Genomic DNA, 26492 nt, shown 5'->3' with positions numbered 1-26492 from the left:
ACAGACGGTTGGGCCCCCGCCCCTAGTTCGATATGGATCGGCGAACTCGGCAAAGCCCGAAAGCCAACGAGAGGATCATCGCAGTGGTACAGATCAAGACGCCGTGGGCCCTCGTGCCACTGTTCGTGCTGGCCGCGTGTGGCGGCGCGCCCGATCGGTCCGACGATCGCCCACCGACGAGCAGTACCACCACCAACGCCGACGTCGCCGTCGTCACCGACACCGCACGGCAGTCCACGCCGTCCTCGACGCAGATCGCCAGTTCGATTGCGCCGAAAACCCCCACGCCGGCGGTTCTCACGAAAAAGTCCTGCCTCGCCGATATCGGCGCGGCGGCCGCGGCGCGTCGCGTGGCGATCTGCCGCGACGTGTCGCCAGCGACGCACCCGCCCTGCAACGCTGCCAACAGTTGCGCGATGATCGATGACGAGATCGCGCGCAGTTGTGCGCTGTTCGACGGCAACGCCCCGCCGATGCAGGGTTGCGGCCCTGCACCCAAGAGCATGGAAGCCGCGGCAGCGGTCGTGCGTCGGTATTACTCCGCGATCGACGCGCGTGATTTCGATACCGCCTGGAGCCAGTGGGGCAACGCAGGCCGCCCCGGCCAGACCCTCGCCGCGTTCGAGGCCGGCTTTGCGCATACCCGCGCGACCCGCGTCACGATCGGTACGCTCGAACCCGGCAGCGCGGGGGCTGGATCGGTCTATCAGCCCGTTCCGGTCACCGTCGACTCCACGCTGGACGACGGGTCTCGCCAGCGCTTCCGCGGAACATATATCGTCCGGCGGGTGAACGATGTCGACGGCGCGTCGGCCGACCAGTTGCGCTGGCATCTCGACTCCGCACGGCTCAAGCCCGTTCCGCTGGGCTGATCGGTCTGCGGCACTCTCGGAGGTCGTGCGCGTTCAGCAATGCCAATGGGTTACGCGAACGCAAAGCGCTCGCAAACCGCCACGGAGAACGCGAACCGATGACTGACCTGCCGCATCACAGGCGATACGCATACAGCCCGATCGTCGGACGTCCCGAGTATTCGTGGCCCGAAGGACGCCGGCTCGCAATCTATCTCGGCGTCAACCACGAGGTGTTCGGCTTCGGCGAGGGACTTGGTGCGACCCTCGCGCCGGCGCAGAACGATCCCGACGTCATGAACTATGCATGGCGCGATTACGGCAACCGGGTCGGCGCGTGGCGGTTCATGGAAATGTTCGACCGGCTCGAGATGAAGACTACCGCGCTGATCAACGGCGCGATCCTGACGACCTGCCCCGGCCTCGCCGAGGCCTGCCGCGATCGCGGTGACGAGATTGCGGCGCACGGCCATACCAACGCGCAGGCGCAAGGGACCTTATCCGAAGACGACGAGCGGGCGATGATCGCGGGGACGCTGGACGCCTTCGATCGGATCGGCGTGCGCCCGACGGGGTGGCTAGGGCCGTGGATCTCGGAAAGTCACCGCACGCCCGACCTGCTCGACGAGGCGGGCTATCGGTATGTGCTGGACTGGGCGCATGATGATCAGCCCGTCCGGCTGGCAACGCGAAGCGGGCGCGGCCTTCTGTCGGTGCCGTATTCGCAGGAGATCAATGATATTCCCGCGATCGTCGGTCGGCATCAGGAGGCCGCGACATTTGCCAGCATGATCGAGGACGCGGTCGAGCAACTCCTCGGCGAATGCGATCGACGGCCGCTTGTGCTCGGGATCGCGTTGCACCCGTATGTGATGGGACAGGCGCACCGTGCGCTCCATCTCGATCGCGTACTGACGCGGCTGCGGGAGGCGGCGGATCCACGCATCTGGTGGACGACGGCCGGAGCAATCGCGGACCACGTCACGACCAATGGCTTAGCGGTCTGACGGCAAACTTTCCGAGGAGCGACCTCGACCGAGAACCGTCTATTCGACGACACGGAGGCGGCGGCCACCGCTCGGCTGGATACGGAGGAGCTGGTTGACGCGGTCGGCGAGGTCGACCTGCCGGAATGGCTTGCCCAAGCGCATGACGTCAGCGGGCACGTCGTCGCCCGCCGCCGCGTACCCGGTGACCAGCAACGTCGGCAGCCGGATGCCGTTGGCGCGCATTTCGGTGATCAACTGTCCACCGGTCATGCCGGGCATGAGATAGTCGCTGACGAGCATGTCGACATCGATCCCGGACCGGATCGCCGACAGCGCCTGGCTGGCCGACCCGAACTCGGTCACGACATACCCCAGATCGCGGAGCATCTCCGCGGTCGCCGATCGCACCAGTTCCTCGTCATCGACCAGCACGATCTTGGCCGCATGTCGCGCCGGGGCCGGCTCGATGTCGTGATCGACTGTGTCGCTCGCCACCTCGTCGGTCGCGGGCAGCCAGAGTTCGACTGCCGTCCCGACCCCAGGCTCGCTCCTGAGATGGAGGATACCGCCCGACTGCGCGGCGAGGCCGTGAACCATCGACAGGCCGAGGCCGGTGCCCTTGCCGACACCCTTGGTCGAGAAGAACGGTTCGGTCGCGCGAGCAAGCGTCGCACGGTCCATGCCCGTGCCGGTGTCCTGCGCGGTCAGCCGGACATACTGGCCGGGCTGGAGACCCAGGACGTTCCGTGCGTCAACGACGATGTCTGCGACCGTCAGCACCAGTCGACCACCACCCGGCATCGCATCGCGCGCGTTGATCGCCAGGTTCAGCAATGCGAGTTCGAGCTGGTTCGGATCGACGCGCGCCGACGGGAGATGGCGGGGCACTTCGAGCACTACGGCGATGGTCGGCCCGAGCGAGCGGCGAACCAGATCGACGATCCCATCGATCAGCGCGCCGATGTCGACCGCCTTGGGCTGCAACGCCTGTTTCCGCGCGAACGCGAGCAGGCGCTGGGTGAGCGTCGCGGCACGTTCGGCGGCTTGCAGGGCACCGCTGACCATCCGCTGCGTCTTCTCATCATCCTTGTGACGGCGACGAACGAGGTCGAGGCTACCGACGATGGGAGTCAGCAGATTGTTGAAATCATGCGCGACGCCGCCCGTCAGCTGGCCGATCGCGTCCATCTTGTGCGCCTGCGCGAGTTGCGCATCGGACTCCTTCTTGTCGGTAACGTCCGAGACGACACCGGTCATCCGCAACGGCTTGCCGTCGGGTCCGTAGGTGACGCGTCCCTTGGCAACGATCCATTTGCGCGCACCGTCCGCGGCGGTAATCGCGCACTCGATGTCCAGCGAGCCGGCCTCCAGCGCCGCATCGAAAGCCGCGGCGATCCGCGATCTCTGGGACTGATCGACATGGCCGAGGAAGACATCGACGTCCCATGTCGGGCGAGGCGTCATGTAGCCGAAAATCTCGTCGTGACGCGCCGTTCGCCGCGCGTTGCCGGTGGCGAAATCGATGTCCCAACTGCCCATCCCGGCAGCCTCGAGCGCGATCGTCAGGCTTTCGCGCGCGGCCTCAAGCTCGGCGGTGCGATCGACCACCGCGCGCTCCAGCGTCATCGCGGCGTCGCGCACCTCGTATTGCCGCCGACGCGCCTTCAGCGACGATCGGACCGCGCCCAGCATAGCCTCCGCATGGAGCGGCCGTTGCAGCAGGACTACATTTCCGAGATCCGCAAGGCGATCGGCAGCGGCAGCGGTCCGTGGCGCGGCGGCACCGTTCGCGAGTACGACGAAGGGAAGATCGGACCAGGTCGGCTGTGCGGCCACCCACTCGGTCAGGCCCGATCGATCCTGGCCAGCCAGTGCCTCTTCCGTCAGCATGACCGCACCCGCGCCAAGCCTCATCTCGTCCAGCAACTTCCCCCGATCCGCACAGACGAGCGAGCGTATTGCGCTACGCCCGAGCAGATCGGCGGCGATAGCAGCATCGCGGCCGCGTGGGGCAAGGATCAAGACACGGTCTTCCACGCTAGCCGTGCTCTTCCGTCGATCCCATTCTGCTGGCCATCAATGTCTTACCCTCACCGGAAAAGGTCGGGACGCCAGTCAGAACGCCCTGGAACGCGCGCAACGGTTCGCCGACTTGCAAACCCTTGCTCCCGATCTGAAACTCCCGGATCGTCCGTTCGTGCCGTGCCGTACGCGTTTTGATTACCGAGATCGCCTGGCGGACTTCGCCCTGCGCTTCGAAATAGCGCAGTTGGACGACGGTATCGGACAGATAACTGAGGTCGACGTCCTGGCGAATGTCGCCCATCATGCCGTGCAAGCCGAGGATCAGCAGGCTCACCACGCCCTCCTGCCCAAGATACGTCAGCATCTCGTGCATCTGCAGGATCAGGAATTGTTCGTTGGGCATCGACTGCAGATACGCATTGAGGCTGTCGATCACGACGACGCGCGCGCCGTCATCCTCGACTGCGGCGCGGACCGAATCCGCAAACTCGCCTGGCGACATCTCGGCAGGGTCGATCGCCCGGATCTTCAACTGGCCGCTATCGATGAACGGCTGGATATCGAGATTGAGCGCCGCACTGCGCTTCATCAAAGTCGGCAACCGCTCGTCGAACAGGAAATACGCGGCATGCTCGCCGCGTTCGAGGGCGGCGACCATGCACTGAACCGACGTCGTCGTCTTGCCAACGCCCGCGGGGCCGGTGAGCAACGTCGCCGTACCGGGAACGAGACCGCCGCCCAGCAACGTGTCCAGCGCCTCCGACCCGGTCGAAACTGAGTCGTCGCTATAGGTCCGGCCGTGCTCGGCGGCGACGAGGCGGGGATAGACGCGCAGACCGCCGCGCTCGATCTCGAAATCGTGATAGCCGCCGCGGTAGCGGACGCCGCGCATCTTCACGATGTGCAGGCGACGGCGTTGCGACCCGAAGCCGGATAGCGTCTGTTCGAGCGAGATCACCCCGTGCGCGATGCTGTGAAGCTGGAGATCGCTACCCGTCGCGCCCTTGTCGTCGAGGATCAGCACCGTGACCTGCCGAGTCGAGAACAAATGCTTCAAAGCCAGGATCTGCCGACGATAGCGGACCGGACTCTGCGCCAACAGTCGCAGTTCCGAAAGGCTGTCGATAACGACGCGCGCGGGCTTGAACGCATCGACCTTGGTCATGATGTCGCGGATCGTCTCGCCAAGTTCGACCTCGCTCGGATGCAACAAGGTCTGTTCCTGATCCTCGCCCAAGCCATCGGCTGGCACCATCTCGAACAGTTCGAGCCCATCGAGCGACCACCCGTGCGTCGCCGCAACGGCCCGGAGTTCGACCTCGGTTTCGGCCAGCGTGATGTAGAGCCCTGACTCGCCGACGGCGACCCCGGTCAGCAGGAAGTCCAGACCCAGGGTCGTCTTGCCGGTCCCCGGCGTTCCCTGGACGAGGTACATGCGTTGCGGGGTTAGGCCACCGCCCAGAATATCGTCGAGCCCGGCTATTCCGGTCGATACGATCGCGGTGCTCTGCGGATCGGGGGGCAATTTGGCATCCTAGAATGAGTAAATGCCAACAATGCTATCGCGTTAGGCCCAATGACCATAGTCGACGCCTCGCGGTTGGCAATCCTGACGCGGATCAGTTCTTGTCGGTGATGTGCTGTCCTTCACGCGCTGTGATGCGCGTGGAACAACTTGCCCCCCTCGACGACGTACACTACCGCCAGCACCGCGACGCCGATCGCCAGATAGCCGATTGCAAGCGGGTAGGTCGTGCCGTCGTAGGACTGGCCGATCATCGATCCGACGATCACCGCGCCGACGCTGGTGATGAATCCCTGGATGGACGAGGCGGTGCCGGCGATAGCGCCGACCGGTTCCATCGCCATCGATCCGAAATTCGCCCCGCAAAGGCCGATGCAGGTCATGCTCAACGCCTGAAATACCATGTAGCTCGCCAGCGTTTCGGAGCCCGACGCGATCAGGCCGATGTGACAGACCGACAGCACGATCAGACCGATCACCGCGGACTGCGAGATCAGTCTGGTTCCAAGCCGCTCGACCAGCCGACTGTTGGCGAACGATGCGCACCCCATCGAAAACGCGCAGACCGCGAACAGGACCGTGAACCGCGTGCCGGCATGAAACTGATCAACAAAAATCTGCTGGGCGGACGACACAAACGCGATGATGCCGCCGAACGTCATCGACGCCGCAACTGCATAGCCGGCGGAAAACCGGTTCGTCAGCGTCAGCGTGTAGCCGTTGCGCAACGCCGCCAGCGACAGCGGGGTACGGTTCTCGACCGGCAGGGATTCGCGCAGCCGCGTGAACGACCAGGCGAGGACGAGCGCGGCAAAACCGGCCAGCGCGTAAAAAATGAAGCGCCACGGGCCGAACGCGAGCAGCATCTGCCCGAGGCTCGGCGCCATGATCGGTACCAGGAAGAAGATCATCTGCGCAACTGATAGCGTCCGCGCCATCTGTCGTCCCGCATAGCGATCGCGGACGATTGCGACCGCGAGCACGCGGGTCGACGCCGACATCAGCCCCTGGAGCACGCGGGCGCCGAGCAGCGCGGCGAACGTCTGCGATCCGGCGGCGAACACGCTCGCCAGAACGAACCCAGCCAGCGTGACGAGCAGGATCGGCCGACGCCCATACCGGTCCGCCAGCGGACCGTAGACGAGCTGCCCGGTTCCGAAACCGAGCATGTAGGCAGTGATGATCCACTGCCGGTGGTTGGCGGTGGCTATGCTCAACTGGTGCCCGATATCGGCGAGCGCAGGCAGCATCAGATCGACGCCGAGCGCGTTCACGGCCATCAGCGCGGCAATAAAGGCAACGAACTCGCGCGGTTGCATCGACGGGTCAGAGGTCTTGACGTTCATGACCTGCGCGTAAGGCGATCGCGCCAGGAATGCCACGGCCGATCGAGCGATACGGGCGATATGGCGAGACGGTTTCGCGATTACGGTGGAAACGAGGGGCGTGGGACGATCGGCATCTCGACGCGGACAGTACGGTAAAAAATATCGCTCTGGACCGACCCGACGCGCATTTGTTTGTTTCTTTTACACCTTCTTCACCCATGTAGAGCTGCATGATCGGTCTGATTACCCGCCTGAGGCAGTTGCGCCACTCCGATCAAACGATCGCTGCCTATGTCCAGGAAACGCTCGTCGAATCGCTCTATGCGTCGCCGCAGTCGCTGGTGATCGGTGCGGTTACCAGCAGTGCGATCACGACGATCGTCGCGCTGGTCAGCGGCAACCTGTGGATGATCGGATGCGCGGTCGCGATCGCGATCGTCGCAGCCACCCGCATCGCCGACGCGTTGCGGCTGAAGCAACGCAACGGCAAGCGCCGCCTCCCCCGCAAAACGGCACCGGGACCATGGGCCCGTCGACAGGAATTCCTCTACCGGTCGGGCGCGATCGGCTACTCGTCGCTGCTCGGCACGTTCGGGCTGCTGACGCTCGTCAACACCAACGACGGCGTGCTTCAATTGCTGGCGGTGACGACGACGATCGGGTACGCGGCGGGGATAGCGGGGCGCAACGCCGGGCGGCCGTGGATCGCCCTGTCGCAGCTTAGCTTCGCCTCGGTACCGCTGGCGATCGGGCTGCTCCTGTCGCTCGAACCGCTCAAGATCGCGCTCGCGATCGTCATCCTGCTGTTCGTCGTCGCGATGATGGATATCACGCTGCAAACCTATGGCGTGATCCTGAAGGCGACGGTCGCATCGCGCGAAAAGGCGGCGCTCGCCGAGCATCACGCCGCCGTCGCGCGCCGTGACGACCTGACCGGCGTCGCCAACCGCACCGCGTTTCGCGAGCAATTCGAAGCACGGTTGCAGGCGCTGCCGTCGAAGGATCACTGGTTGGCGATCAACTGGCTCGATCTCGATCGCTTCAAGGAGATCAACGACTCGTTCGGCCATCTGGCTGGCAACGCGCTGCTCGCCGAGATCGCCCGCCGGCTCGATCACGCGTTCGGTGTCGACGGCGTGGTCGCGCGACTGGGCGGCGACGAATTCGCCGTGGTCTGCACCGTGAAGGCGGAAGCCGACGCGGTCGCCGTCGGCCACACGATTCTCGGGCTGGTCGAAAAGCCGGTGCTCCACGATGGCCGCCTTCTCCAGGTGAACGCGTCGATCGGTGTCGCGATCGCGCCCGCGGATGGTATCGACGCCGATACGTTGCTGAAGAATGCCGACCTCGCGCTGTACCGCGCCAAGGACAGCGGTCGTGGCCAGATGTGCTTCTACGAACCGCTGATGGACGAGAAAATCTCGCGGACTCGCGACCTCGCCGCCGAAATGCAGGGCGCGCTGGAGCGCGGCGAGTTCCACCTCGTGTTCCAGCCGATCTTCGATCTGAGCGGCGAGTACGTCCTTTCCTGCGAGGCGCTGTTGCGGTGGACCAACCGGCGGCACGGCGCGATCTCGCCGGCGGAGTTCATTCCGATCGCCGAGGATACCGGGTTGATCGTTTCGATCGGCGGGTGGGTGATCCGCGAGGCGTGCCGGATCGCCAGCGCGTGGCCCCAGACCGTGAAGATCGCGGTCAACCTGTCGCCGATCCAGCTCCGCTCCGCCAATCTGACGACGGTCATCATGAATGCGCTGGCCACGAGCGGGTTTGCCGCCGAACGGCTCGAGCTCGAAGTGACCGAGTCGGTGCTGCTCGAGGATATCGACGCGTCGTTGGCCGCGCTTGACGCGATCAACCGGCTGCACGTGCGGACGACGCTCGACGACTTCGGTACCGGCTATTCCTCGCTAAGCTATCTCACCAAATTTCCGTTCCAGACGTTGAAGATCGATCGATCGTTCATCACCGATCTCGAGGAAAGCCCGGCCTCGGTGGCGATCGTCCAGACGGTGATCGATCTCGCCGCGAAACTCGGCATGCGGACCGTCGCCGAGGGCGTCGAGACGCAGGCGCAACTCAACCAGCTTCGCCGGACCCGGTGCGATGCGGTCCAGGGTTTTCTACTCGCTCGTCCGATGCCGGCAAGCATGGTCGCGACCATGCTTGCCGGCAATGCCCAGAAAGCGCAGGCGCGCTCCTAGGCCTTCAGGTGCCTGTCTTGGTCAGCAGCCGGGTCTGCGCACCGACCAGACGTCGCATCAGCTTGAGATCGAAATCGCTCAAGCGCAGCGCGGCATCGGCCCACAGATCGACCACGGCCTCCAGTTCGGCGAGCGCGAGTGGATTGACCGAGCGCGATGCCTCGTAGATCGCGCAATGCCCACTGTGGCGACGCCGGTTCTGGCGGATGTAGTGTTCAACCTCGGCACGCCCCTGTCCGGGATCCGCCAACGCATGGACGATACCCAGATCGTAGAGCTCCTCGGCACTGTAGGTCCGTCCGCTCAGGATCATCTGCTCGGCCCGCGCCGCACCGAGCCGCCGCGACAGGAAACAATGCGCCCCCATCCCGGGGAACAGCCCGAAATTGGTTTCCGGCAGACCGAAGTTGGTGCCCCGCTCGGCGATCACGACGTTGAACGACAGCAACGCCTCGAATCCGCCCCCGAGTGCGTCGCCCTCGACCAGACCGATCGTGATGATCGGATGGTCGAGGCTGAGCATATTGCGATGCAGGATCCGCACGCACGCCCGGCCATAACGGACCAACGCCTGGCGGTCGCCACGGCGGATATGCTCGGAAAACAGATCGAGATCGCCGCCCAGCGAGAACACGCCGGGAAAGCGCGACCCGAGAACCAGATAGCGGATCGGCATCATTTCCGACGAGCACGCCTCGGCGATATCGTTCTGCCACTGGCCGAACTCGGCAAGCAGCCCGGGGTTGAAGCTCGGCCGGACCTTTTGCCGCATATAGGTCCACAACGTGTCGAGCTCCGGATCGAATGCGACCTCCAGATCGGCGAACGCAAACGGTTGTCGAGTCAGGAGAGACGCCGGAAGCTCGATCGGTTTCGGATGATGAGCCTGGCTCCTGCTGGACGGCATGACAGGTGGGTATTCGACGGTCATCGCGACTTCCTTCCTTACGCGCAGCGACATGCTGCCCGAGAAGATTAGGCGGAGTCCGCGTCAGATGCGGCGTGTCTAATGCACCGGTCGACCTGATGAGTCTTGCCGCCGTCCGAGCGGCCATGTTCGGGATATCGACGACGGTTTCGATCTATGCCTGGCATGTGCTTGTTTAACGGGGGAAATCGAATGCGGAGGCCCCCCGCGAATTTTGGTCGCATCTCGACCAGATCGCATCGCGGATCGAAGAATCGCGCCACGAACGGTCGATGGCAGAACCGTTCCTTCTTCAAGCGTGCGCTCTTGCGTCACGTCGCATTCGCCTTCAGACCTTTGCGCAGGACGGGGATGATCGACATGGACATTGCACGACGCGACCTGATGATTTCAGCGGCGGCGCTGACACTGACCTCCCGCGCTTTCGGCGCGGGACCGGGCGATCGGCCGCTCGGCTACGCGATCGTCGGACTCGGCTCCTATGGGCTCGACGTCATCATCCCACAGTTCGCGAACTGCCAGCACAGTCGGCTTGCCGCAGTGGTCAGCGGCGATCCCGCCAAGGCGAACCGCGTCGCCGTCGACCACGGACTGCCGGCCCGGTCGATCTACTCCTACGCGAACTTCGACTCGATCCGCGACAATTCGGATGTCGATATCGTCTATGTCTGCCTGCCGAATTCGATGCACGCGGAATATACCATCCGCGCGGCGAAGGCCGGCAAGCACGTGATGTGCGAAAAGCCGATGGCGATATCGGTCGCCGAATGCGAGGCGATGATCGCGGCCTGCAAGACCGCCAATCGCAAGCTGATGATCGGCTATCGCTGCCATTTCGAGTCGACCAATCTCGAAGCGATGCGGCTGGCGCGCGCAGGGGCTGCGGGCAAGATCCGATACCTGCGGTCCGAGCATGGGTTCGTGCAGCGCGACCCGTCGAAATGGCGGCTGAAACGCGCCTTGTCGGGCGGCGGATCATTGATGGACATGGGCATCTACAGCCTCCAGGCCGCACGCTACATGACCGGAGAGGAACCGATCGCGGTGACCGCGCGCGAATCGACCGATCGCCGCGATCCCCGGTTCACGGAGGTCGAGGATATCATCGACTGGACGCTCGAATTTCCGTCGGGCGCTATCGCCAGTTGCCAGTCGATGTACAGCGCCAATCAGAACCACGTCCTTTTGATGGGCGATACCGGCCGGATCGAACTTGAACCCGCGACGCGCTACGAGGGCAATCACATGTGGCTCGGCAAGGACGGCCGCGAACGCGAAGTCACGCCGCCCTCCGGCCCAGGCAAGACCCAGTTCGCGGGTCAGCTTGATCATCTCGTCCAGAGCATCCGCAGTGGGCGCGAACCGATCGTGTCGGGCGAGGAAGGCCTGCGCGACATGCGGATCGTCGAGGCGATCTACCGCTCCGCACGCGAAGGCCGGACGATCCGGCTCGACGGCACGCGGAAGGATCGCGCATGAAGTTTTCGTTTATACTGGCGGTGCTGATCGCTGCGGCACCCGCCGCGGCAACGGCGCAGGCGGTCGATCCCACGAGCTTCGCATCGGCTGCGGAGGTCAACGCGCAGGTGGCCGCGATGCGCGCCGCGCTGAAGCCGGGACAAGGGTTCGCGTGGCAGCCGCTGGTTCGCGACGGCGAAACCATCGCCGCGCTCGAATATTGGAAAAAGCCGGGCCGCCCCGCCATCCATCCTGATCAAGCAGAATACGCGATCGTCATTGCCGGCGCCGGGACGCTGATCTCGGGCGGAAGGCTCGCCGACGCCAAGGTCGTCAAACCCGACCTGACCGAAGGGGCGCGGATCATCGGCGGCAGGACCCGGACGCTGCGGCCCGGCGATGTGATGCTGATTCCGGCCGGCGTGCCGCACTGGTTCGGGATCACCGGCGACCGGCTGGTGTTGCTCGGCATGAAACTGCCGGCGAAGCGGTGACCTCAGACTGGCCGCCAGCCCGCGCGTAGCGGTAACCGCAGCACACGATCGTTCGCAGTCAGGAACAGCGCGCGCCCGCCTTCGCCGAACGCACAGTTCGCGATCGAAGAGCCAGCCGATATCAGCCCGAGCGGCTCAGCGTCGGGCGACAGGAACATCATTCCGCCCGGCACCGAGCAGACCAGCGTACCGTCGCGGGCAACCTTCATCCCGTCGGGCAGCCCCGGTGCGCCGCCCGCGAGCATCGGCCTGGCGTCGAGGAACGTTTGCGACCGCCGCGGACGACCCGTTCGGTCCAGATCATAGACCATGATCCGGGGCGCCTTGTCGTCGGACACCGAAACGTAGAGCCGCGTCTCGTCGGGCGACAGGGCGATGCCGTTCGGGCGGGTCAGCGTACCGTCGATCAACTCAACATCCAAGCCAGGCGTCCAGCGATAGACGCCGTTGATCGCCTGCTCCTTCAATGACGACGCATCGCCATCGACCAATCCATAGGGCGGATCGGTGAAATAGATCGCGCCGTCACGCGCGGCGTGGAGGTCGTTCGGACTGTTGAACCTTTTCCCCTGATAGCGATCGACCACCACCTCGCGACGTCGCGTGACGAGATCGACGCGATCGATCGATCGTCCGCCACTGTTCGCGATCAGCAGCATCCCCTTGCGATCGAGCGCCAACCCGTTGGCACCCGGCTCTCGGACTAGCTTCGGATCGGTCCCGCCCGCGCCGGACGGCGAGAGGAAAGGCGTGGCGACGCTGTCCTTCTGCCATCGACGCACGACGTTTGCAGGCGGGTCCGAGAACAGCAGGTACTGGCCCGCTTCGACCCAGAGCGGACCTTCCGCCCAGCGTATTCCAGTCGCGATCACCGTCGCCGTCGCGCCCGGCTCGACCATCCGGTCGAACGCGGGCGACAGGCGCTGGATATGCACGCGCATTGCAGCATCCGCCCTTTGCGGCACAGCGGCCAGCGAAAGCGCGCCGAGGAGCACGGTCCGCCGATCAGTCGTTGAAGACGCATCGATCACCCGGTTAGTCTCCCGACCCTGCAAACGCGCCTGCCCTCATGCACGACGCAGAACGCTCGCTTTGTCCGCGGGGCAGTAACGTTGAAGAAAATTCTCGTGCGTCGGCAGTTCGGCAACCTTGCCTGTGACCCCCGCCCTCATCTCCTCGAGCACCTGTCGCAACCGGGGCTCGCCCATGATCGTCGCCATCCGGTGATGCGCGCGCGGTCTCACGCGCTGGCCGATCATCACCTGAGCCCAGGAATCGACGCGAAACAGCTCGTCCTGGTCCTGGTAGGCGATGCCGTTCTCCCGGAACAAGGCAATGCGGTCCTGTAGCGTGTCGGGTATCGCCATCGTCCGGAACGCGCGCCAGAACGCGGTGTCGTCGCGTTCGGTCAGCACGTAATGCAGCACGATGAAGTCGCGGATCCGCTCGATCTCGGCGGTGTTCTGCGCGTTGAACCGTCGCGCCGCCGCCGCGTGATTGCCGTCGAACGGAAACAGCTGCAACAGCCGCGTGATCGCGATCATCGACAGGTGGATCGCGGTCGACTCCAACGGCTCGACGAACCCGCTCGATAGCCCGATCGCGACGCAATTCCCCCGCCACGCTTCGCGTCGACATCCCGGTTCGAAGCGGATCAGCCGAGGTTCGAACAGCACCTCGCCGTCGACCTCCGCGAGCAATTGCGCGCGCGCCTCGTCTGCAGACAAATGGCGGCTGTCATAGACCAGCCCGTTACCGACGCGGTGCTGGAGCGGGATCTTCCATCGCCATCCCGCCCCATGCGCGATCGCGCGGGTATAGGGTATCGCCGGGCCGGTCGCGCGAGTCTGCGTGACGACCGCACTGTCGGTTGGCAGCCAGTGCCGCCAGTTTTCGAACGGCGAGCCGAGCGCTTGGCCAATCAACAGAGCGCGGAAGCCGGTGCAGTCGATGAACAGATCGCCCTCGATCCGGTCCCCCGATCGGAGGATCAGCGCTGCGATGTCGCCACTCGTATCGACGCGCTCGACCCGTTCGATGACCCCTTCGATACGGCGAACCCCTGCCCCCTCAGCGACGCAGCGCAAATGCCGCGCGTATAGCCCGGCATCGAGATGATAGGCGTAGCTGAGCGCCGACGCACTGTCGTCGATCGCGAACCTGCCCGCGTCCGCAGCCTGCAGCTCGAGGCAATAGTCGCCAAAATCGCCGCCGAACCCGTGCTCGCGCGCCTGCAACCAGAAATTGTGAAAGGCGCCCATCCACGTCGATTGGCCGGTCTCGCCGAACGCGTGGAGATAGCGATCGCCGATCCGTGCCCAGTTCTCGAACGCGATGCCGAGTTTGAAGGTGGCGCCGGTCTCGGCCATGAACCGCTGCTCGTCGAGGCCGATCAGGCGATGGAAGGCGCGCGCAGTGGGAATGGTGGACTCGCCGACACCGACGGTGCCGATTTCCTCGGACTCGACCAACACGATGTCGAGCAACGCCCCGAGTTGCTGCGAGAGCGCGGCCGCGGCGAGCCAGCCGGTCGTCCCGCCCCCCGCTATCACCACGCGGCGTGGACGTCGCTCGTCGGTCATGCTCGGCATTCCTATCGGTTCAACCGCTGCTGGACCTGAGCGCGCAGACGCCGCGCGGCCCTGTCATCGAGCGTGTCGAGGGCGCCCCGCGCATTCGGGGGGAGGTGATCGGCGGCACGATCGGCGGGGCCGAACACGTAATAATCGAACATCGCGCGCCATGCCCGCTTCTCGCGTTCCGGGCGGTCGCGCAGGCTCAGCAATGCGTGCAACAGCGTCGTCATCGGCGTGTCGACAAATGCGGGGACGTCGTTCCACCAGTAATTGACCATCACGTTGAAGGCGTCGAGCGCCTCGACCTGATGCCACCACAAGGCCGGGTATACGAGCATGTCGCCGGGATCGAGGTCTGCGACCCGGGCGGAGGCGAGCGCCTCGCGAAACCCCGGATATCGTGCGAAATCGGGCGCGCGGAAGTCGACCATGCTGACGACCTGCCCCCCCGGTGTCGGTTCGAGCGGACCGGGATAGAGGTTGGCCACCTGATCGGGGGGAAACAGCGTGAAACGACGCCGACCGACCAGCGGACAGGCGATGTTGTTCGACATGTCCCAATGCGCCGCAGCGGTTGTCCGATTGCCGATCCACAGGCTTGCGAGCGACTGACCGGAGGCCGGCAAAGCCTCCGTGCCGACGATCTGGTTCGCGGCCCGCAGACCCGGAAAATACAGGTCGAGATCGGTCGAGCCGAGATAGACCGACTCGGGTGTCGCTTCGGACTGGTTCACGCGGATCCGCGCGAGATAGTCTGCCAGCGGTGCTCGGCCGGCGGTATAGTTCATGCCGGTGAGATCGGTGTTGTAGAAGAACCGTCCGCCGATCTCCGGTGGACCGACGAACCCGACCACCGGTCGCCCGGCATCGAACTGCAGCAGGTAGGCCATCGCCGCCTCGACGCCGCGCCGGCCAGCCTCGACGAGTGGCAAGTCCGTCGCGACCGCCTTCAGCACGACCGGCTCACCCGCCTCGATCAGCGCGGCGAAATCGATATCGCCCCGCGCGATGCCTTCGATCGTGCGAACGGCGGGCAGAGTCGTCATACCGCTCATGATTGCGACAACCGGGCGATCTTTCGGTCGATCAGATGCGGCATCGTCTCCAGCGACGCGATCACCCAGCACGCCGCCGCGAGACCGCCGCACGCATGCAGCCGCGCCAGCGCCGCACCATCGAGCGCCGCGAAGCGATCGGCCGAAATCGTGTAGAGATCATCCAGCGTGTATGTCGTCGTGTCGTCGAGCGCGATCTCGAGCGCCACGGGTTCGATCAACCCCTCCGCCTCGAACGCCGCGAACATCGGATCATTCGCCAGTACCCCGGCATGAACCCGCCTCAGCACGTCGGCGATGGCGTCGAGATACGGACTGTTGCCACCATGCCTCAGGAAAGCCGGCTGCCTCGCGCCCTGCCCCTGGCGCTCATATCCCTCGACCACGCGCGGATGATCGAGATCGACGTGGATCATCGGTTCGTCCTCGCGCTCGTCGTCGGACCGCTGCACGCCGATCGAAAACGGCCCGCGCCGATGCAGCGCCGGCACGTAGCGCGCGTGCCAAGCGCCATCGCCGAGGAACACATTCTCGTCCCGGTCCAACCCGACCAGCGCGACCGACTGGTACCGCCCCTCCTCCGATTGTCGGAACAGGATCGGATATTCACGCTGCACGTCCTGCCATTCGGTCGGAAAGACGAGCACCTGGTTCACGGCATCGCCGAACTCCGGCCCATGCCCCGTGGCGATCGTGAGGTCGCCGTGGTCGACATTGTTGAGAAGAACGATCCTGGTCACGGTCAGCCTTTTTCTCGGGCGAAGGGCATGCGCATTCCGGCATCATGACCAGTGCGCGGGCCGCGCGCAATGCGCGACCCCTGACACGATTATGGTTTGGGACCGACCCGGCTCATTCCCGGAACATGCCCGGAACATGGTCGCCTGCCCGAGCCACAATGGCTCCGAGCAGACGTCCCTGACAGCCTCCGCCGATCGCGCGTTCGCGACGCGCGACACGGTCAGAAGCGGAAGCGGCCGCCGAGCAGGAAGCGACGGCGCAGTTCCTGGCCGTACCAGAGTTCGCTTTCGTCGCGGGCATAGGTCCTGAGCTTCTGTTCGGTCAGGTTGATCCCCTCCAGCGACACCGCGAAGTTCGGCGTGATGTCGTAGCTGATGTTCGCGTCCAACTGCCCGAACGGCTTGGTGAACTCGGGATTACGCGAGTCCTGACGGTTGATCCCCGACAGGAACTTGCCGCGCCAGTTATACGCCAAGCGGACCGACAAACCGTGCTTGTCGTAGATCAGTGTCGCGTTCGCCGTGTCCGAAAGACCGAGCAACGCGAACTGGTTCTCGGTCCTCGGCGCACCGATATTGAACCCGACATCGCCGCGCACCAACGTGTAGGCCGCGCCGATCCCGAAGCCGCTCGAGCCGAAGAAATGCTGCCCCGCGATCTCGACACCGTAGATCTCGGCGTCCTTGTTGTTCACGGGGCGGGTCAGCTGGAACTGATACAGCGCGTCGGTACCGTTGGCGACGACATCGCGGGTGCTGTTGATCTGCTTCACGAAGTCGTCGTTGAGCGACCGGGTGGTGGCGTTGTAATTCGCCTGGAACACCGTCGTCGCCGCGCCGATCGAGCCGGTCTGGTCGAGCAATGCGGTGAGCGCGAACAGGTTCACGTCGCTCTGATCCGCCCCCAGGGCCTGCAACGCAGCCTTGGCCTGTCCGGACCGGGTTCCCGCCGCACCCGAACTCGGATCGCGAAGACCGAAGAGCTCGGTGGTGAACTGGCCGTTACCGATGAAGTTGCGCACCCGCTTGTCGAACACGCCGAGCGAAACATAGCTGTCCGGCTTGTAATACCACTCGATCGACGCATCGAGATTGTCGGATTCGAGCGGGATCAGTCGGGCATTGCCGGTCGATCCCGACGCGATCCCGCCGTTCGCGATCGGTCGGGTCGGTCCGGCTACGCTGGTCGAGGTGAACAGGCTGCCATATTCGGGTCTGGCGATCGTCTTGCTGAACGATAGACGGCCGATCAGATTGGTCCTCAGCTCGATCTGGAAATCCATCGACGGCAGGAAATTGTTGTACGATCCGCCATCGGTGAGGAAGCTGTTCTGGTTCGAAATCACGACCGTATAGTCGTTGTCGGACACCCAGTTGATCGCGGCGGGCACCGCCACGAGCGAGGTCGATGTCGACTTGGTGTGTTCGTAGCGGACGCCAGCGACCAGGGTCGCAGGTCGGTTGGCCAGTTCGCCCTTCCAGGTGACCTGACCGTAAGCGGACCAGATCTTCTCGCGAACCCGGTTGTCCTCGTTGGTCGTCACGCCGACCGCATTGCCCTGACCGGCATAGAAGGGCGACAGGATCGAGTAGATGCTGGCCGCATCGCCGCGGAACGCGGTCTGCGACTCCGGATCGTTACCCGGGTCGAAATGCTTGAACTTGCAGACCAGGCAAAAGGCCTGGAGCGCGCCGGGCGCCAGTTTCTCGACGTCGCCGGGGTTGGTGATGCCCCAATCGCCAAGCACCTGCTGGGTCGCGACCCGCGTCTGATGCATATTCGTGTCACGCAGATTGCCGCCGAAATCGAAACGGCTGCCGCCGCCCAGATCCCAGCCGAAGTCGGCGCGCAGTTCCTTCACGCGCTGATCCTGCGCCGACGCGAACGTCCGACCGATCTGCGAGCCGACCTCGTTCAGCGTCAACGGACCGTTCAGCGTGATATCCTGCTTGGGAATGTCGCCGGTATAGTCGACCGAATGCGCGGTCACGACGTTCGCTGCCATGCCGACCAGTGTCGAGCTGTTGCCGTTGGGGTTGTCGGGCCGGCTCGAGGCCTTGCTGTAATGGCCATCGAGATTGACCGTGAAATTGTCGGTCAGCTCCCACTTGCCGTTCAGGCCGAAATCCTGAACCCGGCTTTTCTGCCCGCGATTCTGTGCCTCGAAGCCTTCGTCCTTGGCGCCGTTGATCGTCTCGTGCAGATAGTTTGCGGTCGCGACCACCGGATTGGCGTCGAACCGCACCTCGTCGAACGGCCGGCTGAACCAGTTGGAGAGATCCGAACGGATTTCCTTCTGCGTGTTCTGCGCGAACAACGCGTCCGCGGTCAGCGTCAGTGTCTCGATCGGCTTGAACTGCACCACCGCCTGGCCATTGATACGCTCGCGGCTGCCCTCGGCATAATGGTAGCGGCTATCGTTGGGGAAGGCGACGAGCTGGTTCGGGTTGGTCGGCGCGCCCGTGATCTTCGCGCTGCCGTCGCCCTTGACGAAACCGCCCGTCAGGAAGTCGTTGTACGACATGACGTTCCAGTCGTTGGACGTCGCCGCGATCGAGGTGAAGTTGCGCTTCTGGTAGCTGCCGAACAGCGACACGCCGAACCGGTCGGTCGGGTCGGCCCAGCTCAGCACGCCGGACAGCTCGGGGGTTACCTTCGATCCGCAATCGAGGCAGCCATCGGTGCTCGTGTCGTACACGCCCTTCGCACCGATGCTGCCGGTCAGCCCGCCCTTGCCGTCGAGCGGACGACGCGTGACGACGTTGATCGTCGCGCCGATCCCGCCGGTCGGCACCGACGCGCGGCCGGTCTTGTAGACCTCGAGCGTCCGGACGCCTTCCGAGGCGAGGTTCGAGAAGTCGAACGAGCGGCTCGCGCCCTGCGCACCGTCGGAGTTCTGGTCACCGCCGACAACCTGGACGTTCGCGGTGGCGAGCTGCCGGCCGTTCAGCGTGACGAGATTGTAGCTCGGGCCGAAGCCGCGGACGGTGACGAGCGCGCCTTCGCCGTTGGTGCGGTTGATCGAGACGCCGGTGATCCGCTGGAGCGACTCGGCGAGGTTGGTGTCGGGGAATTTGCCGATGTCCTCCGCCGAGATCGCATCGACGATACCGGTCGAGTTGCGCTTGATCGCGATCGAGCGCTCGAGGCTGGCGCGGACGCCGGTGACGACGATCTCGTCACTCGCGGGCGCCAGCGTGGACTCGGAAGACGGCGCGGTTGCAGGGGTGGTCAACTGACCGGCCGCGGCCGTCGCGTCGGCGGTGGTTCCCGGCTCGGTCGTCGGCTGCGCATTGGTCGCCTCCGCGCCCGTCTGCTGCTGCCCGAACGCGGGCCCCGAAATCGTCAGACAGGTCGCCAGTGCCACGACGGACGCCGAGCGCGCGAGCGCCGACGAAAGACCTTCAGCCTTCATGTTCATCCCCCCATTCATCGCGATCACCATGACCACGGAGTCGCACGACCGATCATCTGTCAGCTTGTGCGAGCGCTACCATAATCCAGCGAGATACGATGGCAAGGAGTTTGCACGATCGAATTCATCGTCGACCGTGGTTAATACTTCGGAATACTGTCGTCATAACAGCGTTACCAATTATAATATCTCGATTATCCGAATTGGTATTTAGTATAATTAGTGAGAATACATTCATTCTGATCCAAACACTAGGATCCCCGGTGTTCCAATGCTGTCCGCGTTTGCCGTCCCCACGTCTGGCCGCCCCGCAGAAAAGCGACCCAGCCATAGATCGCGCCGAGGTGGCGCAGGAGCTGAAAGGTGAACGGCTCGGCGATCGCGGCGATGATTGCAGCGCCCAGCCCAAGACCTTCGCGTTGCCCGGTCCAGCGCTTGTAGATGCCGAGCGACCAGAGATGGAAGCTCAGGTCGATCGCGATCTTGACGATCATCACGATCAGGATCGGCAGCGCCAGCGCGAACCGTCCGGTGATCACCAGTCCGATCAGGATCGCGAACGCCGCCAGCCCGTAGATCGGTTGCACCGTGTCCAGCGCCTTGACCGGCAACATCCGCGTACCGAGCCGGCCATACGCGCGGTTGCCGACCATGTCGCGGTTCCAGTGCTGCGTCTGAAGGAACCCGCCGAACCAGCGCTGACGCTGTTTGAGGAACGCCGGGATGCTCGCCGGGGCATCGGTTCGCGCCAGTGCGCCACCGACCACGCGCACCCGCCAGTCGAGCCCGGTGTCGTGCGCATGGCGGTGGAGCCGGTGGATCAGTTCGTAATCCTCGACCATGCAGTCGGGATCGAAGCCGCCGACCGCGATCACCGCGTCGCGCCGGAACGCGGCGAACGCGCCGGAGATCAGCAAAAGGCCGTTCATCCGCATCCACGCGTCGCGCGACAGGAAATTGCGGACATATTCGTACGACTGAAACCACTCGAACAGCCGCCCGCCGAGGCTTGGTCCGCAAATCGGCGCGAGCACGCCGGTCGCCGCCACCAGTTCGGGTTCCGCCGCGAACGCCGCGCGCATCGCCGCGATCGCGCCCGGTTCGAGCAGCGTATCGGCATCGACGGTCAGGGCGATCGCGGTATCGATCCGCAGCAGCGCGTCGTTGAGCGCGCGGGCCTTGCCGCCATGCTGCAGACGTAGCCATGCGAGTCGTGTGCCGCCGAGATCGACCGTCGCGACGTCGCCCAGCGCCGGTACCACCAGCGCGTAGAGCTCCCGCATCACCACGGGGGTGGCGTCGGTCGACCCGTCGTCGGCGATCATGATCGTCTCGGGCGGATGCGCCTGCGCCAGCAGCCGGTCGATCGTCAGGCGGATGACGCTCGCCTCGTTATGCGCCGCGACGATCACGCCGAAGCTCGGTGCGGGCAGGCCGTTCGGCTTGGGTGGCGGCGCATAAGCGAGATCGCGGATCTGCCACGCGGTGAACACCAGCAGCGCGGTATCGTAGAGGATATACGCGATCCCGACCGACCACACCGCGAGCCCCTGGCGCAGGAACGCCTGGAGCACGAGCGCCAGGAAGACGAGCGGCACCGCAAGGCCGATCAGGCGGCTGACGATCGGGATCGGTCGCGGCGACAGGCGCGGCGATTGCGCGGTGAATATGGTGGTCATCGATGGCATCGCGGCGCGCGTACCGCGTGACGGATGAATGGGCTATTGCGGAAATCGCCCCCGCAGACGAAGGGCCGGCAACAACGAGCGAGGCACAGGCGGATGGTCAGGAAATACACCGGGGTCGCGATCGCGCTTCATTGGCTGGTCGCCCTCGGGATCGTCGTCAATGTCGGGCTTGCCTGGGTCTGGCCGTATTTGGCCGACGATCATGTCCGCCCCGTGATCGACCTGCACAAGTCGATCGGCATCACCGTGCTGGGGCTGGCGATCATGCGGCTGCTGTGGCGGGCGACGCACCGTCCGCCGGCGCTGCCGGCCCGCTACCAGCGCTGGGAGGTGACGGTATCGCACGTCACGCACTGGCTGCTCTACGCGATCATCTTCGCGATGCCGTTATCGGGCTGGATCATGGATTCGGCGTGGAAGGATGCCGCGACCCATCCGATGTATCTCTACGGCCTGGTCCAGTGGCCGCGGATCGCGTTCGGGTCGATCGACCCTGCGACGCGCGAGACGCTGCATGCGGTGTTCGGCGCCGCGCATGCGTGGCTGGCCTATGTCCTCTACGTGCTGGTCGGTTTGCACATCGCGGGAGCGCTCAAGCATGAATGGATCGACGGCCACCGCGAACTGCGCCGGATCGTCCCCGGTGCCGGACGCGACTGAACGCTCAGGCTCGGCTCCGTGGATCGGGGACGAGGTTGAGGGCCAGGAAGGCGATGGCGGCACCCGCCATGATCGCCGCGACCCACAGGATTGGGCCAAACACCCATCCGCGCGCCAGTATCGCTGGTACGAACGCCGCGCCGAGGCCAGTCCATCCCGTCGATCGCAGCGCCCTGCGCCGCCCCCCCGACGGACACGCCCCGAAACGACGGCGATGATGCGCATCGGTCGACAAGCCGAGCGACAGGAACGCGGCGATCGACAGGATCAACGGGAGGACGGTCATTCGGCAGGCTCCAGCACGCGCGCCTCGGCGCTACGGGGTTTGCGGACGCGCTTTACACTCGGGCGATGCCGCGCGACGCGGTGCGCGACTGCGAGGAACGATATCCCGAATATGCCCATCGTCGCGTCGATCCCGGCGATGACGAGGTCGCCGCGCGCCAGCATGTCGAGGATGCCGCGATCGGTGGCGACGATGTCGTAGAACGGGAGCACGATCAGCATCACGCCCGTCGCGGCGAACAGCAGCGACCAGACAAGGCGGGGTTTCGCGACGAACGCCAGGACCGCCGACATCGCCCAGACTATGAAGAGTGTATTCACCTCCCACTCGGCGCGGCCACCGAGATCGACCGGCATCACGCGGTTGGCCCAGAAGAACGCCGCGACGCCGAGCGGAAAGCCGCCGATCACCGCGACATTGAGACGCTCGACCAACCGGAAGCCGAAATGCGGTCTGTCCGGATCGGGCAGTCGCTCGCGCCGCTTCACGGTCCACAGGACGAGACCGCTCGCCACCATCAGCGTGCCTGCGACCCCGCACAGGAAATACAGCCACCGCCCGCCATAACCGGCGAACCGTCCGGCATGCAGCCCGATCATCACCCCGGCCGTCTCGGCCGCCGCACCGGGCATCGGCGACCGCCAGACCAGCCGACCCGACACGCCGTCATAGGCGAGGCGTGGCGTCCGCGACGACAGCATCGAACCGAAACTCTGGCTCACCGTCACGCGCGCCGCCGCATCGCCCGGATCGCTGACCTCGATGAAACTGGCCGGCGCGCCAAGGCGGCGTTCGGCATCGGCGGCAACCCCTCGCAGGTCGATCAGCGGCGCAGGCCGGCCGGTACGCTCGACCGACGCCGCGCTCGGGAACAATGCCGCCGCGACCACGCGTTCGTCGGTATAATTGGCGACGACCGCCCAGGGCATCAGCAGCGCCATCAGCGTGACGAGCCCGGTATAGGTGATCATCAGGTGGAACGGCAGCGCCAGCACCGCGGTCGCATTATGCCCGTCGAGCCATGATCGCTGGCCCTTCGCGCGACGGAGCGTGAAGAAGTCCTTGAAGATCTTCTTATGCGTGACGATCCCGCTCAGGATCGCGACGAGCATCATCATCGTTGCGAACCCGACGATCCACCGCGCCCAGATCACCGGCATGTAATGGAGGTCGAAATGGAAGCGGTAGAAGAACTCGCCGCCGCGGGTGTCACGGGCGTGCGCGATCTGCCCGTCGGCGCCGATCAGCGCCTGGGTATCGCGCCGGCCGCGACCGCGGCGCCGTCCCGCTGGCTCGCCGGGCTTGGGCTGCGGCACCCAGAAGAGTTGCGCCCCGGGCATCCGGTCGGTCACGATCGGGATGAACCAGCTCTTGGCATCCGGCGCGGTCTTCGCGAGGAACGCCTGCGAGCCCGCCAGCACGCGCATCGGCTGTTCGATCCGCGCGAGTTCGGGGCGCGTCCACCGGTTGAGCCCCTCGCGCCAGAACGCGAGCGAGCCGGCGACGAACACAAGGAACAGGATCCACCCCAGCAGCATCCCCGACCAGGTGTGCAGGAACGCCTGCGATTGCCGGAAACCCTTGCTCACAGCCGGCCCGTCGCATCGATCGAGACCCACGCGATCGCCGCCGCGATCCCGGCAGCGACCCCCAGCGTCCACAGCGCGCGCCAGCCGCTTCGTGCCGCAAAGGCCCACATCGCCGCGACCGCGCACAGCGCGAGCGCGATCAGCGTCGCGGTGACGGTCGCCTCGGTCCGCTCACCCGGCAGGATGCGCGCGAGCGCCATCGCCCACAGGCTCGCGGTCGCATAGCCGAGCGGCACCGCGGCGACGACCCGCAGGCCGATATCGCCGCGTCGAGCCCAGCGAGCGCGCGCGTGCAGGTCGCCTGCGGTCACTGGAAGGTGTACCGCAGCGTCGCGAACGCGGTGCGCGGACTGCCATAATAATTGCCGCGCCCGGTCGAACTGATCCGCGCGTAGTAATCCCGGTCGAGGACGTTGTTGACGTTCACCGACACGCCGAGCCGCGGGGTCAGCGCATAGCCCGCGCGCAGATCGAGCACCGCATAGCTCCCCTGGCGGACGATGCTCGACCGGGTGCGGACGGTCCCGTCGGTATTGAACACCGCCGCCGTGCCGCCGAACGTGCTGCCGAACCAGGTCAGGCTACCGCCAAGGCTCAGGCCGGCAAGCGGTCCGGCGACGGGCACATAGTTGGTGAACATCTTCGCCATGTGCTTCGGAACGATCGGCACGAGGCTGATCCCCTCGAACAGCGGGTTGGCATCCTCGAGATACTTGGTCCGCGTGTAGCTGTAGCCGCCGTTGATCCGCCAGCCCGGCACGATCTCGCCGCTGACCTCGGTCTCGATCCCCCGCGCACGCACCTTGCCGATCTGGAGCACGCTCGTCGGCAGGTCGGGATCGTTGTACAGCCGGTTCGACTGCGTGATCTGATACGCCGCTGCCGACAGCAACAGCCGGTCGTGCATCAGCGACAGCTTTGTCCCGGCCTCGAACTGCTTGCCGGTCAGCGGTTCGATCTGTCGCCCATCGGGTCGCGACCGACCGACCGGCGCGGCCTGCGGCGTGAAGCTGTCGGCGTAGCTCCCGTATATGTTGAGCGCGGGCGTCAGGTCCCAGACGATACCGGCATAAGGCTTGAACCGATTGTCGAAACCGTAGCGCGAGGCCGCGGGCAACGCACCGGTGGGCGTGAGGAGCGTCGTCAAGGTGGTATCCCACCATGTCAGACGTCCGCCCCCGATCAGCGTCAGTCCCGCGACCGGGCTCAACCGCATCTGCCCGTACAGGCCATATTGTTCGACGTCGGTCGCCGAACCGCCATAGACCTGGAGCACGCAATTGGCCGGCGCGGGCGTGATCGCAGTCCCGCTGCTCGGACAGGTCGCCCCCGTACCCTGCACCGGATAATAGGGCAGCGGACCGTAGGGATCGAGCGGCGGTTCGAGGGGGGATACCGGGTTGTAGACGTCGATCCGCGCATAGTTCGACAGCCGCGTCGCGAACGACGTTCCCGAACTCGACTGATAATCGCCACCGAGGATCAGCGTCTGGTCGCGCCCGAACAGCGGGAAGCTGCCGATCCCGTTGAAGTCGAACGACCGAGTCCGCTGCTTGCTGTCGCCGCGATAGGCGATGTGGTTGGTGCTGCCGTTGGTCGCGGTGACCGGCTGGTTGCCGATATAGCTGTAGATGTCGACGCGATCGACATCGGTGAACAGTCCGGTCGCGCGCAGTGTCCAGCGGTCGCTGACCTTGTGCGTGAGTTCGGCGAACCCGGTCCAGCTCTTGCTCTCGAACCGGTTCCAGTCCGCACCGAGATAGGTCGACCGGTCGATGTCGAGCAAGGCTCCGTCGCTACCGTCGGCGCCGCCCGCGATACCGGGCAAACCCGACTGGACCGCCGGGCGGAACCGATCGTAGTTCCCGCCGACCGTCAGCGTCGTGCGCTCGCCGATCTCGATCGATCCGACCGCGAATGCGCCAAGCCGGTTGCGGTGCGCGGTGTCGAAGAACTGGTCCTGATCCTGCAGCATCGCGCCGACGCGAATGCCGGCCTTCGAACCGACCGGCGTCGAGACGTCGAGTTCGAAACGGGCGTTGTCGTAACTGCCATAGCCTGCGCTCGCCTGCACCCGCAGCGCATCGAGCGGACGTTTGCGCACCAGGTTGATGCTGCCGGCGGGGTTGCCCGATCCGCTGAACAGCCCGGCGGGGCCGCGGAGCACCTCGAGCCGGTCGTAGAAGAACAGGTCGGGGACGACCGCGGGAAAGTTCAGCGAAAACGTCGGCACGCCGTCGATCAGATAGTTGTTGATGACGAAGCCGCGCGACAGGAACGACGGGTCCTCGCTGCCGACGCCGTTGACGGTGATCCCGTTTGTCGCGGTCAGCGCGTCTTCGAGCGTGAACAGGTTCTGCGCCTCGATCTGGTCGCGCTCGATGACCGTGATGGTATTCGGCGTATCCTTGAGCGGGGTGACGGTCTTGCCGACTTCCCGGCCATAGCTTTTGCCGACCACGAGAATTTCGTCCGATCGCTGATCGCTGTTCGGATCGTTCGCCTCGCCCGATCGGACCGGGACATCGGCCGTCGCAGGCCCCCCAAACATTACCGCGCCGGCTAGCAGAATACTCGTCAAACTCATATCGGACCCCTTCGATATCGGGGCCCCTAGTTCAAACGCTTTTGCGAGTCACTATCAATCTAAACTTTTCGTCATGTTCGTGCGTATCGAACC

Annotated in this window: 20 protein-coding genes; 6 read left to right on the top strand and 14 right to left on the bottom strand. The window is 65.1% G+C overall.

Features of this window, described 5'->3' with window-relative positions:
• Positions 1-74 precede the first annotated feature (74 nt).
• Together ACLBWL_RS11185 and ACLBWL_RS11180 are read left to right on the top strand one after the other, a co-directional pair.
• Positions 75-872, top strand: a complete 798-nt coding sequence (locus ACLBWL_RS11185) for a hypothetical protein (protein ID WP_447793493.1) — start codon at positions 75-77, stop codon at positions 870-872.
• Between the two features lie 98 nt (positions 873-970).
• Entirely contained in the window at positions 971-1858 is an 888-nt protein-coding gene (locus ACLBWL_RS11180) for a polysaccharide deacetylase family protein (RefSeq protein WP_447793000.1), read from the top strand.
• A 39-nt stretch (positions 1859-1897) separates the two neighbouring features.
• Here ACLBWL_RS11180 and ACLBWL_RS11175 read toward each other — a convergent pair whose 3' ends face one another.
• From ACLBWL_RS11175 to ACLBWL_RS11165, 3 genes are all read right to left on the bottom strand, one after another.
• Complete coding sequence (locus tag ACLBWL_RS11175) at positions 1898-3862, bottom strand: ATP-binding protein (RefSeq protein WP_447792998.1); 1965 nt, start codon at positions 3860-3862, stop codon at positions 1898-1900.
• A gap of 16 nt (positions 3863-3878) precedes the next feature.
• Positions 3879-5390 (bottom strand): ATPase domain-containing protein, encoded by a 1512-nt coding sequence (locus ACLBWL_RS11170; protein WP_447792996.1) that lies wholly within the window; start codon positions 5388-5390, stop codon positions 3879-3881.
• Positions 5391-5512: 122 nt separating this feature from the next.
• Positions 5513-6709: a multidrug effflux MFS transporter gene (locus ACLBWL_RS11165; RefSeq protein ID WP_447793491.1), complete on the bottom strand. Its 1197-nt coding sequence runs from the start codon at positions 6707-6709 to the stop codon at positions 5513-5515.
• 239 nt (positions 6710-6948) lie between these two features.
• Here ACLBWL_RS11165 and ACLBWL_RS11160 point away from each other — a divergent pair, with 239 nt between their 5' ends.
• Positions 6949-8922 (top strand): putative bifunctional diguanylate cyclase/phosphodiesterase, encoded by a 1974-nt coding sequence (locus ACLBWL_RS11160; RefSeq protein WP_447792994.1) that lies wholly within the window; start codon positions 6949-6951, stop codon positions 8920-8922.
• Positions 8923-8926: 4 nt separating this feature from the next.
• On the opposite strand, the gene ACLBWL_RS11155 is transcribed toward ACLBWL_RS11160, so the two are convergent.
• Entirely contained in the window at positions 8927-9853 is a 927-nt protein-coding gene (locus ACLBWL_RS11155; protein ID WP_447792992.1) for a crotonase/enoyl-CoA hydratase family protein, read from the bottom strand.
• A 357-nt stretch (positions 9854-10210) separates the two neighbouring features.
• On the opposite strand from ACLBWL_RS11155, the gene ACLBWL_RS11150 reads away from it, so the two are divergent.
• The gene (locus tag ACLBWL_RS11150; protein ID WP_447792990.1) at positions 10211-11329 is read left to right on the top strand and encodes a Gfo/Idh/MocA family protein; all 1119 of its coding nucleotides are present in this window, start codon (positions 10211-10213) and stop codon (positions 11327-11329) included.
• Positions 11326-11802, top strand: a complete 477-nt coding sequence (locus ACLBWL_RS11145) for a cupin domain-containing protein (protein WP_447792988.1) — start codon at positions 11326-11328, stop codon at positions 11800-11802. The genes ACLBWL_RS11150 and ACLBWL_RS11145 overlap by 4 nt, the downstream gene beginning before the upstream one ends.
• Before the next feature lie 2 nt (positions 11803-11804).
• Here ACLBWL_RS11145 and ACLBWL_RS11140 read toward each other — a convergent pair whose 3' ends face one another.
• The 6 genes from ACLBWL_RS11140 to ACLBWL_RS11115 form a co-directional block, all read right to left on the bottom strand.
• Complete coding sequence (locus ACLBWL_RS11140) at positions 11805-12743, bottom strand: SMP-30/gluconolactonase/LRE family protein (protein WP_447792986.1); 939 nt, start codon at positions 12741-12743, stop codon at positions 11805-11807.
• Positions 12744-12869: 126 nt separating this feature from the next.
• On the bottom strand, positions 12870-14393 hold the full coding sequence (locus tag ACLBWL_RS11135; protein WP_447792984.1) for a tryptophan halogenase family protein: 1524 nt from the start codon (positions 14391-14393) through the stop codon (positions 12870-12872).
• A gap of 2 nt (positions 14394-14395) precedes the next feature.
• Positions 14396-15424 (bottom strand): cupin-like domain-containing protein, encoded by a 1029-nt coding sequence (locus ACLBWL_RS11130; RefSeq protein WP_447792982.1) that lies wholly within the window; start codon positions 15422-15424, stop codon positions 14396-14398.
• A 5-nt stretch (positions 15425-15429) separates the two neighbouring features.
• Positions 15430-16173, bottom strand: a complete 744-nt coding sequence (locus ACLBWL_RS11125; protein WP_447792980.1) for a SapC family protein — start codon at positions 16171-16173, stop codon at positions 15430-15432.
• Positions 16174-16394: 221 nt separating this feature from the next.
• Positions 16395-19589, bottom strand: coding sequence for a TonB-dependent receptor (locus ACLBWL_RS11120; RefSeq protein ID WP_447793489.1), 3195 nt, complete (start codon positions 19587-19589; stop codon positions 16395-16397).
• Positions 19590-19840: 251 nt separating this feature from the next.
• A complete protein-coding gene (locus ACLBWL_RS11115) occupies positions 19841-21268 on the bottom strand; it encodes a glycosyltransferase family 2 protein (RefSeq protein ID WP_447792978.1) in 1428 nt (475 codons plus the stop codon).
• A 102-nt stretch (positions 21269-21370) separates the two neighbouring features.
• On the opposite strand from ACLBWL_RS11115, the gene ACLBWL_RS11110 reads away from it, so the two are divergent.
• Positions 21371-21937: a cytochrome b gene (locus ACLBWL_RS11110; RefSeq protein WP_447792976.1), complete on the top strand. Its 567-nt coding sequence runs from the start codon at positions 21371-21373 to the stop codon at positions 21935-21937.
• A 4-nt stretch (positions 21938-21941) separates the two neighbouring features.
• On the opposite strand, the gene ACLBWL_RS11105 is transcribed toward ACLBWL_RS11110, so the two are convergent.
• The 4 genes from ACLBWL_RS11105 to ACLBWL_RS11090 are packed head-to-tail and all read right to left on the bottom strand — an operon-like array spanning position 21942 to position 26399.
• The gene (locus ACLBWL_RS11105) at positions 21942-22223 is read right to left on the bottom strand and encodes a DUF3325 domain-containing protein (protein ID WP_447792974.1); all 282 of its coding nucleotides are present in this window, start codon (positions 22221-22223) and stop codon (positions 21942-21944) included.
• Complete coding sequence (locus tag ACLBWL_RS11100; protein WP_447792972.1) at positions 22220-23812, bottom strand: PepSY-associated TM helix domain-containing protein; 1593 nt, start codon at positions 23810-23812, stop codon at positions 22220-22222. The genes ACLBWL_RS11105 and ACLBWL_RS11100 overlap by 4 nt, the downstream gene beginning before the upstream one ends.
• Positions 23809-24123: a hypothetical protein gene (locus ACLBWL_RS11095; protein WP_447792970.1), complete on the bottom strand. Its 315-nt coding sequence runs from the start codon at positions 24121-24123 to the stop codon at positions 23809-23811. Before ACLBWL_RS11095 ends, ACLBWL_RS11100 begins: the two co-directional genes overlap by 4 nt.
• Positions 24120-26399 (bottom strand): TonB-dependent siderophore receptor, encoded by a 2280-nt coding sequence (locus ACLBWL_RS11090; protein ID WP_447792968.1) that lies wholly within the window; start codon positions 26397-26399, stop codon positions 24120-24122. The genes ACLBWL_RS11095 and ACLBWL_RS11090 overlap by 4 nt, the downstream gene beginning before the upstream one ends.
• Between the last annotated feature and the right edge of the window lie 93 nt (positions 26400-26492).

Source organism: Sphingomonas sp. M1A8_2b, from assembly GCF_053345535.1.
The sequence above is the reverse complement of the archived record's forward strand: the minus strand, read 5'-3'. Positions and strand labels throughout refer to the sequence as shown.

Excerpts from the sequence above, each read along its gene's own strand:
- ACLBWL_RS11180 (WP_447793000.1), top strand. The coding sequence starts at position 971 with ATGACTGACCTGCCGCATCACAGGCGATACGCATACAGCCCGATCGTC.
- ACLBWL_RS11165 (WP_447793491.1), bottom strand. The coding sequence starts at position 6,709 with ATGCAACCGCGCGAGTTCGTTGCCTTTATTGCCGCGCTGATGGCCGTG.
- ACLBWL_RS11160 (WP_447792994.1), top strand. The coding sequence starts at position 6,949 with ATGATCGGTCTGATTACCCGCCTGAGGCAGTTGCGCCACTCCGATCAA.
- ACLBWL_RS11155 (WP_447792992.1), bottom strand. The coding sequence starts at position 9,853 with ATGACCGTCGAATACCCACCTGTCATGCCGTCCAGCAGGAGCCAGGCT.
- ACLBWL_RS11150 (WP_447792990.1), top strand. The coding sequence starts at position 10,211 with ATGGACATTGCACGACGCGACCTGATGATTTCAGCGGCGGCGCTGACA.
- ACLBWL_RS11145 (WP_447792988.1), top strand. The coding sequence starts at position 11,326 with ATGAAGTTTTCGTTTATACTGGCGGTGCTGATCGCTGCGGCACCCGCC.
- ACLBWL_RS11140 (WP_447792986.1), bottom strand. The coding sequence starts at position 12,743 with ATGCGCGTGCATATCCAGCGCCTGTCGCCCGCGTTCGACCGGATGGTC.
- ACLBWL_RS11135 (WP_447792984.1), bottom strand. The coding sequence starts at position 14,393 with ATGCCGAGCATGACCGACGAGCGACGTCCACGCCGCGTGGTGATAGCG.
- ACLBWL_RS11130 (WP_447792982.1), bottom strand. The coding sequence starts at position 15,424 with ATGACGACTCTGCCCGCCGTTCGCACGATCGAAGGCATCGCGCGGGGC.
- ACLBWL_RS11120 (WP_447793489.1), bottom strand. The coding sequence starts at position 19,589 with ATGAAGGCTGAAGGTCTTTCGTCGGCGCTCGCGCGCTCGGCGTCCGTC.
- ACLBWL_RS11115 (WP_447792978.1), bottom strand. The coding sequence starts at position 21,268 with ATGACCACCATATTCACCGCGCAATCGCCGCGCCTGTCGCCGCGACCG.
- ACLBWL_RS11110 (WP_447792976.1), top strand. The coding sequence starts at position 21,371 with ATGGTCAGGAAATACACCGGGGTCGCGATCGCGCTTCATTGGCTGGTC.
- ACLBWL_RS11105 (WP_447792974.1), bottom strand. The coding sequence starts at position 22,223 with ATGACCGTCCTCCCGTTGATCCTGTCGATCGCCGCGTTCCTGTCGCTC.
- ACLBWL_RS11090 (WP_447792968.1), bottom strand. The coding sequence starts at position 26,399 with ATGAGTTTGACGAGTATTCTGCTAGCCGGCGCGGTAATGTTTGGGGGG.